General features: G+C 50.3%; 12 protein-coding genes and 1 pseudogene. 3 read left to right on the top strand and 10 right to left on the bottom strand.

The genetic code is table 11. From position 1 onward, the window contains the following. Positions 1–34: 34 nt before the first annotated feature. Complete coding sequence (locus tag K3T82_RS02145) at positions 35–1375, bottom strand: lanthionine synthetase C family protein (RefSeq protein ID WP_220191852.1); 1341 nt, start codon at positions 1373–1375, stop codon at positions 35–37. Between the two features lie 564 nt (positions 1376–1939). Between K3T82_RS02145 and K3T82_RS02140 the strand changes: the two genes are divergently transcribed. Beyond that, a protein-coding gene (locus tag K3T82_RS02140) for an IS5 family transposase (RefSeq protein ID WP_220191851.1) occupies positions 1940–2808 on the top strand; the annotation gives its coding sequence in 2 pieces (ribosomal slippage) (positions 1940–2333 and positions 2333–2808; 870 coding nt in all). Between the two features lie 358 nt (positions 2809–3166). On the opposite strand, the gene K3T82_RS02135 is transcribed toward K3T82_RS02140, so the two are convergent. From K3T82_RS02135 to K3T82_RS02105, 7 genes and pseudogenes are all read right to left on the bottom strand, one after another. Then, on the bottom strand, positions 3167–4267 hold the full coding sequence (locus K3T82_RS02135; RefSeq protein WP_220191850.1) for a hypothetical protein: 1101 nt from the start codon (positions 4265–4267) through the stop codon (positions 3167–3169). A 50-nt stretch (positions 4268–4317) separates the two neighbouring features. Then, a complete protein-coding gene (locus tag K3T82_RS02130) occupies positions 4318–4761 on the bottom strand; it encodes a MarR family winged helix-turn-helix transcriptional regulator (protein ID WP_220191849.1) in 444 nt (147 codons plus the stop codon). 136 nt (positions 4762–4897) lie between these two features. Then, entirely contained in the window at positions 4898–5359 is a 462-nt protein-coding gene (locus tag K3T82_RS02125) for a transposase family protein (RefSeq protein ID WP_420799286.1), read from the bottom strand. Between the two features lie 508 nt (positions 5360–5867). Beyond that, positions 5868–6074, bottom strand: coding sequence for a hypothetical protein (locus K3T82_RS02120; protein ID WP_220191848.1), 207 nt, complete (start codon positions 6072–6074; stop codon positions 5868–5870). Positions 6075–6396: 322 nt separating this feature from the next. Beyond that, positions 6397–7347: an LLM class F420-dependent oxidoreductase gene (locus tag K3T82_RS02115; RefSeq protein ID WP_220191847.1), complete on the bottom strand. Its 951-nt coding sequence runs from the start codon at positions 7345–7347 to the stop codon at positions 6397–6399. 1105 nt (positions 7348–8452) lie between these two features. Beyond that, positions 8453–8881: a hypothetical protein gene (locus K3T82_RS02110; RefSeq protein ID WP_220191846.1), complete on the bottom strand. Its 429-nt coding sequence runs from the start codon at positions 8879–8881 to the stop codon at positions 8453–8455. 158 nt (positions 8882–9039) lie between these two features. Further along, positions 9040–9489 (bottom strand): annotated as a pseudogene (locus K3T82_RS02105) (hypothetical protein); the annotation flags it as partial. Between the two features lie 305 nt (positions 9490–9794). Here K3T82_RS02105 and K3T82_RS02100 point away from each other — a divergent pair. After that, on the top strand, positions 9795–11438 hold the full coding sequence (locus K3T82_RS02100; protein WP_220191845.1) for a DUF6461 domain-containing protein: 1644 nt from the start codon (positions 9795–9797) through the stop codon (positions 11436–11438). A gap of 1013 nt (positions 11439–12451) precedes the next feature. Here the strand turns inward: K3T82_RS02100 and K3T82_RS47480 are convergent. Further along, the gene (locus K3T82_RS47480; RefSeq protein WP_236030957.1) at positions 12452–12595 is read right to left on the bottom strand and encodes a hypothetical protein; all 144 of its coding nucleotides are present in this window, start codon (positions 12593–12595) and stop codon (positions 12452–12454) included. Between the two features lie 16 nt (positions 12596–12611). Next, the gene (locus K3T82_RS47475) at positions 12612–12866 is read right to left on the bottom strand and encodes a helix-turn-helix domain-containing protein (RefSeq protein WP_236030955.1); all 255 of its coding nucleotides are present in this window, start codon (positions 12864–12866) and stop codon (positions 12612–12614) included. 379 nt (positions 12867–13245) lie between these two features. Between K3T82_RS47475 and K3T82_RS02090 the strand changes: the two genes are divergently transcribed. After that, the gene (locus tag K3T82_RS02090; RefSeq protein ID WP_220191844.1) at positions 13246–15483 is read left to right on the top strand and encodes an ATP-binding cassette domain-containing protein; all 2238 of its coding nucleotides are present in this window, start codon (positions 13246–13248) and stop codon (positions 15481–15483) included. Positions 15484–15629: the final 146 nt, after the last annotated feature.

The following is a 15629-nucleotide window of genomic DNA, read 5'->3' as shown; positions in this document are numbered from 1 at the left end:
GCACAGCAGAGTTCCTCAATAGTTGCCTCTTCGTTCACGAGAGGAGAAATAAACGATCCCAGTATGGCTCCTGTGTTGTAGAAGTGGCGAGAAGCACAAGCAAAATCCCAGCGACTCCATCAAGCAATCCAGGCTGATCCACGAGCGTCTCCGGTCCCTCTTGATTGCGATAGCCTAACAGCGTATCGGGATCATACAAGGAAAGCAATTGTTTCGTCAAAGTATTGGCAGCCTCGATAAAGAATGGTGCCTGAGAATTATGAGCGAAGCGCAGCGTTATCTGGAGCAATCCCGCTACTCCATGACAGAAGGAGGGCGAATCAATACGACGTTCAGGAAGAGGGGTACGATAGACAGATTGCATTGCGACCAGAGCAATGTCCCGATAATGCTGGCAATTGAGGGCTTCTCCCGCAAGCCAGAGGGCACGAGCAACGCCAGGAGTTCCATAACACCAGGCGGTACGACACTTCTTCAGATCGCCAGGAGGTGGCCCCATATGGTTGACTGGCACGGCAAGGGGCCAGCCAATGCCCCATTCGTTGCCGACCTGCTGCTCAAGAAGCCAGTCAGCAGTGCGGGTAATTGCCTCTTCGAGTCCTGGCACACTGATGTGAGCAGATTTTGTCAGAGCGAGCAAGGCTAGTGGGCCTGGGATTCCATGGGCCAAGCCACAATTATAAAAGCCATCAGGACACAAATCGCCCCAACTCTCTAGCCGGCTGAGAGAAGGTGGCACATACCAGGCGGGCAGCCCCATCACTTCCTCCCGCGCAAGGAAGACAAGGCCCTCAAGAATAGCTTCCAGAGGAAGATTCTCCTGATGGCTGGAGAGGGACAGCAGACAAGCACCAATCCCAGCCAGGCCCGTCACCACATCATAGTAAACGACAGGAAACCCATGGGATTGTTTGAGTGTCAACTGCACAAGGTTGTGTACCATTGGCACAAGACGATGGGTAAGTGTTGTCAGCAACCGCTGATATCTTTTTCCCTCATGGCTGAGTGCCCAGGTGGCGTATGTGAGGCCACTCAGTCCAGCAAAAAGCCCTACATGGAGATGTGGAAGGTTCGCGGCCTCTCGTGTCGCCTTGAGAAGATGGGCATGACCGATCTGATCCCATCCTTCAGCAGGAAAGCATGCATCGAGATGGGCACATAGGACCGCTATGCCTGCATCCCCTGTTGCCAGAGTTTCGGATCTCCATCGAGTTAAATCTGGAACAAATGATTGTTGTGTAATTCGTTGAAATGCAACCTCAAGGAGACCCCCATCTCGTAGCCGAGTAGCAAGATCCCTGGCGGCGGCATATGCCGCCGCCGCCAAAGGCGCGTCAATGACCACTCGCCATGAATGCTCTTGAGAGGTTGCCATTAGCATATCAGGCAGAAATGACCAGTTGTGCAGGTACTGGCACACGTTGGATATGCGGTGCAGGTTGGAGCTGGATGAGTAGGGTCCCCTGCACTAGAGAAAACGCTCATATGATGATTATTTTCAACTTCCCCTGCAAACTGGATATCCAGATCGAATTCTTCCAATTCTTCAATATTGGTGTTTGAATTCAAAATCCTTTTCCTTTCAATAGAAAGGCTGAACGCCTCTCTTCTATAAGATGTCACTTTTCGAAACAATTAAGCAATCATGACATCTATAATTAATATCGTAAAAATAATAATAAAGTTACCTGTATAGCACATTTAGCCCATAAAACTCGTTTAAAATGGAGCGGGAATGAAATATATTAATATGAGTTCTGTTTAAGCCAGACCAATCAACCAGCAAAAAAAGTAACTCATGGCACTCATTTTGAGGACAAAACCGCATAAATCAGCATTACGTATTATACAAAGTACTTAGAATATGTAGGAACTTCGGTTGCAACTGATAGACTGAAAGAAAGGAGACGAGAAAGCTACCCAGAAAGGATCATCCGACATGAGCGTATGGCATCGAAAGCGCTACCCAAGCGACCTGACCGATGAACAATGGGATCTGCTTTCACCTTTGATTCCCGGTCCCAACGAGTTCTCACCTCGCGAACCAATCAAGAGGCGAGAGATCGTCAATGGCATCCTCTACGTCCTACGAACTGGCTGTTCTTGGAGGCAGATGCCTCATGACTTACCCAATGGGCTGACGGTCTACCACTACTTTCGCTTGTGGAGTCGTGATGGTACATGGGAGAAAGCCATGACTATTTTGCGCAGGCGCGTGCGAACCGAACTGGGACGTGATCCTGAACCCAGTGCCGCCATCATCGATAGCCAATCCATCAAAACCAGTCCCATACGCGGAACCGAGCGTGGGTTCGACGCTGGAAAAAAATCTGGGGACGCAAATGTCACGTGCTCGTCGATACCCAAGGTCTGATCCTGGCAGTGAAAGTTCATGCAGCCAACCTGGCTGACCGTGTTGGAGCGCGCGTTCTCTTGGACGGCTTGAAGGATCGCTTTCCTCGCCTGGCTCATGTGTTTGCAGGTCGAGGCTACACTGGCTCCCTGCTCGATTGGATCAGGCAACATCTGGGATGGACCACCGAGATTGTTCCTAAACCACACAATGACGCACAAACCAATTGGACGCTCGTTGATGGTCTACCTGTTCAGGTGAGCAAGCCCAAACGAGGCTTCCACGTACAACGGCAACGATGGAAAGTGGAACAGACCTTTGGTCTGCTTCTCCGCTTTCGACGCCTCGCTCGCGATTACGAGGGACTTCCTCGCAGTTCCGAGGCGATGATCCAGATGGCGAGTATTCACCGCTTTCTGGTGCGTTTAACCCCTTTCCGGTCCACACGGGCCTAGTTCCTACACATTCTAAGACCAAAGGAGCGCCTGTTTCCTCCTCCTGTCTAAAGAATAGGGGTCTCCACAGGCGATAGAAGATGAAAAATGAAAAAAGAAAAAACGACTGTGAACTCTCAAAATATAATGAAAAAAATGACTGTGAACTCTCGAACGTGCCTGAATTTAACACACTTGTGTTTGTGTGCGCTGCCTCGCCTCGATCATTTTCAGGCAACGTAAAAACATTACATGGAATCTAGCCTATCTGGTATCCCATTGTAAAATGTGTATAAGCGTTAGCCCTTCAAGCATGGGGAGGATGTCAACTCTAAGGTGTTTGTAGCAGACGCTATGGTCTCATTACGCCCAGGTGTGGCTAGTTGTGTGCTGGTTCATTCTCGGGTAGGCTGTCATCCGATGAGGACATTGATTGCCTTTGCTGGCGAGCGGATGGGTATTTACGAGCCAGGAGAAAGAGGCCAACAAGCGCCAGAAGATCGAGCACAATCTTTCCAGTAATATCGAGCGTAGACGCTGTAGGGAGCGTGATAAATCCTTCGAGCATACTTGCAATAAGTGCCCCAGTGATACAGGCGAGGCTATGCCTGCTGCACCAGGCAAGGCTAGCAGACCAGTAATAGAAAACGAAGAAGACGAGTACTGCTAGGATGCTTCCACTTACCAGGGGTATGAGAAATGGCAGATTTGGAGCTAGCCCATAGTAAAGAAAGAGCGGAATATACCAGATGAGGCCGAGCAGGAAGGCAAGAATCCCTACAAACCAGGGAGCCGGAATTTTCCGTTCTTGAGAGCGAGAAATACGCTTGAAGCGAAGCGAAATACCCACTATCACAGCGACCATAAGAAATGCCGCCAGGATAGTGAGTAGAGAGGGCTGTGGAGAAGCGCCATGCGTGAAAATGACCAGGATTCTCTGTGTCCAGTAGTACCAGGCCAAACTCGCCCCCAGTACAAAGAGGACACAGAGAATCAAGAATCCGCGTTTCCCAAACCAGGGGTCATCACGTCGAGTGGGGAAGAGCAGGTCAACCAGTTGTATAGGAATCAGCATAGCCCAGACGCACTCATATCCAAGCGCCCAGAGCAAGTAGAGCCAGCTAATTCCAAATGTGCGCCCATACACATGATTCTCGGAGAGGACAAAAGTTGGAGTAAGAGAGGTCTGAAGAAACACACACTCCTCGGCGAGCGCATAGGCGATACCAAGCAGAATGAGAGCAACAATACTGAGCCTTTGGGAACGTACCAGCCAGCGAATCAAGATAGCGGCGAAACCGTAGGTGACGATTTCGGGAATGAGACCAGCCAGCGCCGAGAGACGAGTTGATCCCGGGAGAACATCAACAATGATTGGAGCAAGAAGTAAGAGTGTGAGTAGAGGTGCGTTACCAGAAAGCCAGTCACGAGCCTGAGCAAAAAGCGGATTCTTACGATCAGATGGTTGTGTGGTCATCATGATATTACCTCGCGAAATGTTTTGTAAATCACCTTTTCAAGAAGTGACACCTACGACTCTTGAGTGTGATCTAGGTAAGCATGTAATTCTTGTTGACTAAGACGGGGTCCAGAGATATGGTCAGCCAGGCGTTTTAATAATGTGGTAAAGACCTGCACTTCCTCTGGATTCCAATCAGCAATCACAGCAGAAAACATCGTGATGCCTATCTGGTTGAGACGTTGACATTCTTCTTGCCCACGCTCGGTTATACTCGCCAAACGCGCGCGCCGATCAACGGGATCGTTGATAACGGTTGCATAGCCCGCGCTTTCCAACCCCTGGAGATGGCGTGTAATAGAGGAAGGAAGCAGGCTCATTTCCTGCGTTAGCGTTTTAAGTTGTGTCGGACCATTGGTAGCTAGAAATTCAAGTATGCGAATGGCGGTAGGATCTAGCTTCATTTCACGTAAGCCGCGTCCCTGGTTGCGTCCAAGCAGATGAACAACTCGCATGAGTGCGCCAACAAGTCCCTGAACATCGTGTTTATTTGTTTGCATGAAACAATTATATGTACTAAATAGCCATATGTCAATATGCTGAGATGAACAACGCTGCTGTTGTTGATGCTAGAAATTGTATCTGAAGCCATCATGATGGGGTTCGTGTGAGGCGACGCAGGAGCATGCGGATTTTGGAAGTATAGATCCAACATTTGCTGCCTTTCCGGCAAGCATTCGTAGTCTTTGACGAGCCGACGACAAAAGGTAAGCTGCAAGACGCGACGAATGATGGTTTTGGCAGTGGTAGGCATGCTAAGGGGCGAGGCGATCCGGCTCCATTGGTAGTCACTCCTAGGGCTTGATGAGCCTTGATGAGCTGATCCGTCATCCGAGCATAGCGCTGGACGAACTCTGGGAAACGCTCGGCAAAAATGTGTTGGGGACAGGATGCCTCACGGCATATCCACTTACGCACCCGTAACTTGAGTACAAGACGTCGTCCGCCAAACGCGACATCGGCAATGGTGCGCACATAGCAGCTATGGACCCGAGAGCCTGGCGTCCCATATCGTGGACAAAGAGCACTTGGCGAGGTGGAATGAAGTTGGATGATGATGGTCTGATTCTGGACCTCGATGGTCTCAAGATATATCGTTGAAGGAAATGCAAAAACAAGGGGAGAGATCTATGGGAATGTCTCCAGATGACCCATAGGGGTTTCTCTGCTTGCATTCTATTATAGAAGAGGCTTTTCCGCTAAGCAAGCATAAACACTAAATATATCCTAGAACTGTTATAGTATCGAAAAATCGCAAATTATTCTGGTAAACACAGAAGAGATCTAGAGAAAGCGAAGGGAAACAGACAAGACCAACAAAACGCGAGCAGACCGCGCCATACACATGCCTAGCTGGCGTATGCACGTCGCGAGTCCACCCGCGTTCCTTCTTGCTCAATGCCTTCCTTATTTCCTGAGGGGAACGAGGTTCCTACAGGGCGCCCTGGGATGCGAGGGTCAGCACCGTTGCGATGGACACCAGGAACCTGTCCTCCGGAGAGACCTTCTGGAAGAACAAGAGGATCTCCCCCTCGGTCTCCGAGTTGCGAGATTGCCTGGCTTACTTGACCAGTGGAACCAGCTCGTCCAATCCGATCTTCTGGTCGCTGGTCAGCGGGGCTTGCACGCCCTCCAGATTCCCCAGTTTGCTGGCTTCCTCGGCCAACTCAACCTTCTCCTCGTCGTCGAGGTCGAGCTGGTCCAGCACATACCATGTGGCATGCTTGGCACTGGGATAGTTGCTCTCCGCATCGGGATAGATGCTCACAGCGAATGCCTTCCGCGAGAAACAGATGAAGCATGACACGAGCAATCGACTTGGCCTATCCTTCATATTGTGGAAGGAGGTTCATCTCAAAAGACAAGCGGCCAACTCATCTCGCGTTCCTCAAGTGATTGTGCATCCATGTGCAAAAAAACTTGTCGCACCCATTGCCATGCCATAAAAAGTCGCTCCCAAGTTATAATATCCGACTAAAGAGCGGAAGTGCGACAATTACAACAAAGTATGGCGATAGAGACGTCCTTGGGGCAACGCCCCTACCAACTACAAAGCCTTCTGTTTTGAAATTGTCAAAAGAGTCAATATCCTATTTCCTGATGCATGCTTCAGCGAAGCGTCGGACAGAATCGAGTTGAACAGAATCTTTTAAGAAGATAATGACTTCCTGGGCACCAGCTTCTTCGATCTCCTGTAAGCGTCGGCGAATTGTTGAGGGAGAACCAACAAGATCCCTCTCGCGTGTGCGCTCATCGGGAATATTGCCTTGATAAGCCTTCTGCAGCGCCTCTTCGTCCGTATCAGCCATAATGACCTCATAAAGCACCGTGCGATGAATCTCATTATAGTCTCGTCCAATAGCATCACAGTGTCGTTTAAGAACCTCAAATTTGTGCTTCAGGGTCTCGCTATCCGGTGCATTGAAATTGCAGGCATCACCATATTGCGCAACAAGCTTAAGTGTGACTTGCTCACCTGCTCCTCCAATCAGCAATGGGATATGGAGCTTCTGCACTCCCTTTGGCTGATTGATTGCGCCACGTACCTGATAATACTTGCCTTCAAAAAATGCTTCTTCTTTGCTCCACATTTCATGAATGACCTGAAGCGCTTCACGTAAGTAACGGAGGCGAGTAGGCGTGTCGGGGTAAGTATATCCATAAGCACGAAACTCATGTTCATACCAACCTGCGCCAATGCCGAAAACCAGACGCCCATGTGAAAGCACATCAACAGTGCTCGCCATTTTGGCCAACAATGCCGGGTTACGATAGCCGTTACATGTTACCAACTGCCCAATACGTATTCGCTTTGTGTCACGTGCCAGCGCCGCCGTGCTAGTCCAGCATTCAAATGTAAGTTCCTGCGTTAGTGTTGGAGAGGTGTGAAAATGATCGAATAACCAGATCGAATCGAAACCAACCTCTTCCGCAACTTGGGCAACACGGGTCATCGACTCGTACGCCATGACTGGATCGGGAATGCCGGCCAGATCTAGTTGCCAGCCCTGAGGGATGATCAAACCAAATTGCAATGACATAATTCTCTCATTCCTTCTGCTTTGAATTGCTCTGTTTCTTCTATTAACCTCTCATGTCTCCAACCCCTCTTCGGCTCAAAGCCCATGCTTCCCGCATTGGTGGAGAAATGATGTGATCCTGTGAGGAGTGAGGCAGTGCCCATCACACCAATCTAAGCGGATGAAAGCACTCTCTTTATCAGTTCCTCAGGCCTCTTTCTCCTTACACAATAGGATATGTGCTTTGGGGGGAGCAAACAGTATCCAAAAGGAGAAGATAAGTGCGTATTTCTTCCTTCACACTCTAGAAACTCGTGCGTTTCTCTTCATCCAAATCTGAGGGAGAGGAAGCCATGAGTGGAAGTATACCTATCAGATCACTCTCTGGGAGACCCAGAGGGTGATAGTGAATTTCCGTTCTCCGAAACAGGCCAAGCGAATGGCCTGTCCATCGCTGGCGTTCGGTTTCTGGCGTTAGCACAGAGTGCGAGCCATACGCCAGTCTTACCCCTGCTCCACAGGCGCCCATTCCCATGGAACGCACGATACTCCTGGCTGCAGTGTCACCCCGTTATGAGGAGGCACATACATCCATGATCTCTAGCATAGGGGAAGGAAAGTATAAGCCTGTTTGCTCTTTTGCGTCCCAAATGATGCAGGTCCACAAAACTGGTAACATCTGGAACGGGGTAGCTTTGTTCGTTGAGCAGAAGTGCCCTGTTCATAGGTGAAACGAGCGATGTGCAAAATCTGTGTTGCACCCATATCTTCATTGATGTTGGGTGATCTGGCGGTTGGGTAATCGAAGAGAAAACACCCAACCGCGAGGAGGCCCCTGCCAAAGCTATCTTGGGTTTCTTCCATTCACAGTCCATTCAATGATTCTATCGTACCATGTCCCTTTTCTAGGAACCATTCTCCGTGCAAAACTTCTTGTCGCATCTATGGGCAATCGTCATGACCAAGCTCGCGCGGGTGCGGCAAGTTTTTTGCGTGAGGAAAAGCTCAAGAAAGAGCTTCGCGCTATCTCTTGTAGCGCAACATTGGACAAGAATCGGGCATAAATGACAGATTGTATAGATACTAAATTCCGCAACTTTTCAAGCATAAGAAAAAATGTGTTATTCTAAGAATCTGACTCCTCTTCTTGCGCATAATAGACCCCAAGCCTGAGCGAGACATGTTCCTGGGTCCATAGAAGCCAATCATTGTCGGGATATTGGCGCTCTATCACTCGGATGACCTCTTCCCCAGACCCCGGATGCTGGGAGGCACAGAGCTTGAAACGTCGGCGATCAATCTGTTCCGCGAGTTGAGAGGACAGGTCGGAAAGAAGTGGCGAGAGTTGTGAGAGTGACACTTCAGACGCTTCTCTTGCCTCAGAGTGGAGAGCCAGCCAGGCGAGATAGGCGTGCATTTCCCTATCATCGAGCGGTTCTTTCCCAGAGTGCCCCGCGAGAGCGCACTCAAGTACCTGGCGACGATACTGCTCATACTCCTGCGGGGTGAAGAGAACCTCGTCGAGATCCACAAAGAGCAACCCATGCGCCAGCATGCCTGCACTTGCTCCATTGTTCCAGAAGCGCTGTTGTCTCAGAGCATTGAGACACAACCCATCAAGTACCAGTTCATGGAGAAGTGGACGGACATATCCTCTCTCCTCCGCGCTCTGCTGGCTGGCTGCGGTTTCCAGGACCATCTCCAGCACCTCATAAGGACAAAGCGCAGACCGGTGTCATTGCGCTTGTTCTCGATGCTGCAGAAGCCGCGTCCTCGGCTTTTGAAACGCACCTGCCTGGCGTTGCCGAGGCAGACACGATTGAGAGCATGGTAGGCGCGGCTCGCCAGGGTTTGGGCGAGTACCGCCTCAATGTGTTCAGCGATCCAGCCCACGCGCAAGCCTTTGACCGCTTGATGCAGGGCGGCTTCGGTGAAGCCATGAGCTGTGCGCAAGGCGGAGAACGCCGCCGCTCGCACTCCCTTGTGGGCGCGAGAAATGGAGCGGGCTGATCCTGCCTGGCAAGAGGCCCGCATGCGGCGCAGGCGTCTTTGCCTGAGGGAAAGGATGGCATTGTAGAGCTGTCGGGCCGCTTCCAGATGGGCACGCAGGCGCTTGGCCTGCCCGGCGTTCACCACAAGGGGCAGTTCCAGCAGGAACGTGGGGGGCGGATGGTGGGTGCTTGTGTGTGGTTGCTTGCTGCCTGACGCATCATCATCCCATCTCTCCTGTGCACTGCGCTTTGTGTATAGGTCATATGTTCCATAGGATAGTAGCATGGCGACCTATCGTCAAGTGCCTCGACATCCGTTGTTGCGAGGATCCGCCCCTCCCCTGCTCCTTTCAAGAAACGGCGATGCATCCCTGCCATCAATGAGCAGGGATGCATCGCTCGGATTCTTATAATTACCGCCTCCCTTTTTCTTTGGAAGAATGAGAGCATAAAAGAGCATCACATGGAGGTATTTGCATGCTTGAAGGTCTTTTGTGGGTGCAGGAGTACTGCGACGAGGCATACTGTATGACATTCGCTCAAGGATTGGGTGAAACAGAACTCTTGCGCCGTTTCGGCGGCGATCTTTCCCAGACACGGCTGGCCCAGTTCGATAACTGGGACGAGCTCGAGGAGCTACGGTTGTTCGGAGACGTGATTCTGGTTGGTCAGTGCAATGGGTGGGCTTTTGCCTATGAGGAGAATGGATATAGGGGTATAAGTTCAGAAGTATTGTGCCCCGTCTCTTCCGGAACGGTGGCAGTCTCTGTGTACCACAGTGTCAATGCGGATACATTCTTCTGCTATGGGGAGGATGGGACCATCGCGGCTGGTTTCGATACCCTGGCTCCCCCATTTGAGGATGCTTCGCCTCGGGTCCTGGCCCTCTTCCATCAGGCAGGGATATTTTTGGAGGATGTTGAGAGCGATAATTATGACTTTGTTGGGGCCATGTTTGCGCTTGCAGAGGCGGTTGGGGTTCGCTTGAGTAAAGAAGCCTTCACAGGAAAGCCACTGCTCTGCACGTTTATCAGAAATCCGTTTTCAGACTTCATAGGGGACTTGCTTCGCCAGGAGAATAATGAGCAGACCGTGTATCGCCTGCTGGATATTTTAGGGGACCACTGGGAAGCGGAACGATTTTTCTCCTTCCTGGATGAAAACCAGCAAATGGAGCAGGTGAGCCCTATAGCGGTTCATATAGTGAGATCATTACTCTCCGTTCGGATAACACAGCAACTGCTAAGCATGCTCAGTAACAAAAAACAGGAAATGTATGCAAAAATATCAAGAGTCATGCATGCATTAATCAGCTTTGAACAGAGGCATGACCGTGAAGAAGCGGGAAAGCAACTATTGGGGCTGACCGCTGCCACTGATCCAGACGTGAGACTTCATGCGGCGCTTGCTCTGGAAGAATTGAAGGATCAACGAGCTATTGAACCATTGCTGGCATTACTATCTGCTCCCGAACCAGACATCGCATTGCAAGCAACGCTCGCCTTAGGCAGACTGGGAGATGCGCGAGCAGTAGATTCTTTGCTCCACCTTCAATCGCTCTATCCAGATAAGAGGGCAATCATACAATTGCTGGGTCACCTTCGTGCAAGTAGCGCAGCAGAACTGCTTTTCAGCCTGCTCGCCCCTCATGATCAAAGCAACGATCCTTTCGATGAGCGTATCGATTTCCAACGCGATGTAATCGACGCTTTGGAACGGATTGAGGGCAAACATATCGTTAAGCGACTTATGCCGTTGCTGTATCCTGAGCCTCAGACTATTATGGAATGTTCTTTTCAGCAGGCCTTACTCGCTGCATTGGCTCGACAGGGTGACGCGAGTATGGTCAACCCACTGCTCAAACTGCTCAATCCTCATCCCAAGCCCATGTATCCATATGATTTCCAACTCCGTTTGCTCGAAGCCCTTGGAAACCTGGGTGAGATACAAGTCATTGAGCCGCTGGCTCAGTTGCTCATGCCCGAATTCAGTACATTATCTGTCTATGAACAGATCTTCCAGGAGTATCTGGTCAAAACACTCCGCCAACTGGGGGATGCACGAGTTGAGTTACAGGCAGTGGAATTAGCGCTCCAACACGAACTCAGATCACGAAATTGACGTTCCGTCCGCGGAGCAGGACTACTCGCGCTGAAGGAAACAGAAAGGCGAGACGCACTTCTTTCTGCGTCTCGCAAAATACGGCTCGGGAGACTCTGTTTGAGTACTGTTCATTATGCATACTCAGGACTTGCAACAAAAATTTACCCCTTTAGGCGAGCAAATTGGAACAAATGCCTTTAAACGATATGGCAAAAAGCCGGACAAGATCTCTAATACATGGCCATGTCTCCGAACTTGAAGAAATTGCAATTAACCTATCTAAATCAGCTCAAACATACAGAATACTCTCATTATTGACAAAAGTCGCCGTTATATTCCTGGGCGCATTTATCGCGACCAAAGAAATTGCCAACTAACTTCTTGGCACATCTAATATTGCAAATGTTGTAACTTATGCTATTGCAGGATTATTAATAGCGACCTTAACAGGCCTAGAAACAGCATTTAAGTGGGAAAATAAGTCCAATGAGATTGTAAACTTAGTAACTGTTTGCCGAACAACTACAAGAAAAATTGCGCCAGACTTAGCAAAATTTGACACCACAAGCCAACAAAAAGACAGCCTGAAAGAGCTATCTAAAATGTTAGATACACTAGATACTGCTTTAGTTGAAATACAAACAAAAGCCTCTACAATGGGGATAAATACAACCAAATACAAGAACACCACCTTACAGTGAACGAGCCATTCATCCCCGGTCATTCATGCCTGAAACTTATACACAAATCATGAAGGGTAAAAAATCATGAAGGGTAAAGATGAGTCGCAAGATGAACGCCCTCCAAGACATCCATGACCCACATCCATCCTTTCCATAAGATCTGCCATCCCGGTGGACCATCACTCTTGCGGTCGAGCTAGCCTCCTACAGCGGCTGGCACAAAGGTTGATCCATTGAATGACCGATTTTGAGATAGGATACGAAGGATGAGTCCCCTTCTTCCGGTGATGAGACAACCTCTGCGTTCTGTCTCAGCTTTTCCGTCAAGAGGGACAGGTTTTGAGACGGTTATCTTTCTGCTTGCGGGAGATAGCTACAATGCTGAAACCAGTCCTGCGCATCGTGCGTGCTCACGGTGAGCAACGCCTGGGCAGGGGCTTCGTGCAGAGCTTTGCGCGTGCGAGCCCCAACCCGACGCAGCACGGTCCTCACTTTAGAAAACATCTCTTCAATGGGCGAAAAGTCCGGCGAATAGCTCGGCTAAAAGAGAAGCTGGCATCCCTTTGCCTCGATCACTTCCTTTGTAAGGAGGATGACCAGGAATCGGTCGCGGATGGAGGTATCCGGTCTCACGTCTCAACTTGAGGTACCGCTTGATGGTCGCGCTTGATACGCCCAGCAGCTTGCTGATCTCAGCTCGATTGTATCCCTGATCCACCGCTCGGACGACTCGTTCTCTCAAATCTAAGGAGTAGGCTCGCATCGCTTCCTCCTTTCCAACTATGATGCTGTCCATGTCTTGTGGCTATTCTATCATGGGATCAACCTTTGTGCCAGCCGCTGTAGACGGGCAATCGCGCGCCACAGCTGCTTGGCTGTCACACTATTGCGGTGACTGTGATCCAACAGGATCACGGCCCTGGATAGCTTCTTGGGAAACCACCTCTTCTGCAGGGATCTCTGTGACTTGCTGTGCCGCATTGCACTGGAGAGCAAAAGAGAAGAAGTTTTGCCAACCCTTCTGTGATATACTGCTCCTTTGTACAGCTAGAAGCGGCGACGCGAAGGGCCTGAACAAAGGCGTTCGGACAGCGGAAGCCAGGGAACGTCTGGTGAAAAGATCCGGAGGAACTTATATCAGCATGGTTCAAGAATATATCGAGATTCGTGGTGCCCGCGAGAACAACCTCAAGGATGTCTCTCTGAAGTTGCCCAAGCGCCAAATTATCATTTTTACTGGTGTGTCTGGCTCAGGAAAATCCTCAATTGTCTTTGACACTATAGCCAACGAAGCGCAACGACTATTGTTTGAGAATTTCAGCATGTTTGTGCGCAACTTCCTGCCCCGCTATCCTCAACCAGACGCCGATGCGATTGAAAACCTGAGCATGGCGGTGCTTGTGGACCAGAAACGCCTGGGCGGGGGGTCATCTTCAACAGTTGGAACAGCAACTGACATCGCGCCATTGCTGCGGCTGCTCTTTTCGCGGCTCGGTAAACCCTACGCGGGTTATGCAAACGCCTTTTCCTTCAACGACCCTCAAGGCATGTGCCTGGAATGTAACGGCCTTGGGCGCAAGATCGGAATTGACCTGGACGCCCTTCTCGACAAAACAAAATCCTTGAACGAGGGAGCTGTCATCGCACCAGGATTGGCAGGCTGGGAACGTGATCTCTATCTGCGTTCTGGTCTGTTCGATAACGATAAGAAGCTTGCCGATTACACTGCGGAAGAACTCGACCTGTTGCTTAACAGCGAGCCACGGAAATACAAACTGGCGATTGGAAACCAGGAGATGAATGCCACCTATGAAGGTCTGGTGTACAAGTTCAACCGAAAATTTATTACGAGAGATATTCAAACCCTGTCAGAGCGTACCCGGCGTCAAGTTGAGCCTATTTTGAAGCTTGGCCCTTGCCCTCTCTGTAAAGGGGGGCGGCTCAATCAAATGGCACTGAACTGCAAGATCAATGGATACAATATCGCCGAGCTATCAGCGATGGAGGTCGATGAATTGCTGGAAGTGGTGCAAACACTCGAAGATCGGGCGGCAGCTCCAATCCTGCGCACCCTAACTGAACGGCTCCAGCATCTCATCGATATTGGTTTGGAGTATCTAAGTCTGGATCGGCCCACCGACACCCTCTCTGGAGGCGAATCACAACGCGTCAAGATGGTCAAGCACCTCAACGGAAGCCTTGTGGATGTAATGTACATCTTTGACGAACCAAGCATCGGGCTACACCCACGCGATGTCCATCGCTTGAACGAACTCCTGGAGAAATTACGTAATAAAGGCAATACCGTAATCGTAGTTGAGCATGACCCCGATGTCATCAAACGGGCCGATTATATTGTGGATATGGGACCTTATGCTGGGAGTGAGGGCGGTCAGGTGGTGTATGAAGGCAGTTATACCGGCCTGCTCGAAGCTGATACCCTCACCGGGAACCATTTGCTACATACCAGACCACTTAAGGAAGTATTCCGACAGGCGACTGGCGCTCTGCCGATTGTCCATGCGACAGTGAATAATCTGAAGGATGTCAGTGTAAATATTCCTACCGGAGTACTGACGGTCGTCACCGGCGTGGCTGGATCTGGCAAAAGTTCTTTAATCAATGAAGCCTTTCTGCGCCAGCACCAGGAAGCGGTGGTGATTGACCAAACCTCCCTGAGCACATCCAGCCGTTCCAATCCCGCGACCTATACCGGCATTATGGATGATGTACGTAAAGCCTTTGCGACGGCTAACCACGCTGATGCCGGTCTCTTTAGCTTTAACTCAAAGGGGGCCTGCCCCAACTGTCAGGGGCTCGGTGTGATCTATACTGACCTAGGTTTTCTTGAGGGGGTCAAGCTTCCATGTGAAGTGTGTGGGGGAAAGCGTTTTAAGGACGACGTGCTGGCCTATACTTTGAATGGCAAGTCCATTGCCGACGTGCTGAACATGACCGTTCGTCAGGCCCTGGAGTTTTTGAAAATGAAAGAAGTGCAGCTCAAACTCCAGGCTTTAAGCGATGTGGGTCTGGACTATCTGACCCTCGGTCAGCCCGTAAGCACGCTTTCAGGCGGCGAGTGCCAACGCATTAAACTGGCTAGCGAACTTCACAAGCAAGGCAGCATCTATGTCATGGATGAGCCAACAACAGGGCTGCACCTCTCGGACATCAGTCGTTTGCTTACCATCATGAACCGGCTGGTCGATGGCGGCAACACCGTGATTGTGATTGAGCACCATCTCGATGTGATTCGCAACGCCGACTGGATCATTGATATGGGTCCAGAAGGCGGAAATAAGGGCGGCATGGTCATCTTCGAGGGGACACCACGAGAACTCCTTGGCGCCAGGCATTCGCTGACAAGCCAGTACGTATAATGAATGCTGGCTGACGTTTTTGGCAAGCCGAGCTTCATTTTCAAAGAAGTAGGACCAGAAAATTAGACCAGGGAAATAGCCTCCAAAGATTGTAGTGAGGCTCCTGAGTATGTATGGCATGGGCTGCACTGTGTCATGCATACTCA

It is taken from the genome of Ktedonospora formicarum (assembly GCF_016587355.1).
Taxonomy (GTDB): Bacteria; Chloroflexota; Ktedonobacteria; order Ktedonobacterales; family Ktedonobacteraceae; genus Ktedonobacter; species Ktedonobacter formicarum.
This window is presented reverse-complemented; position numbering and strand designations above follow the sequence as displayed.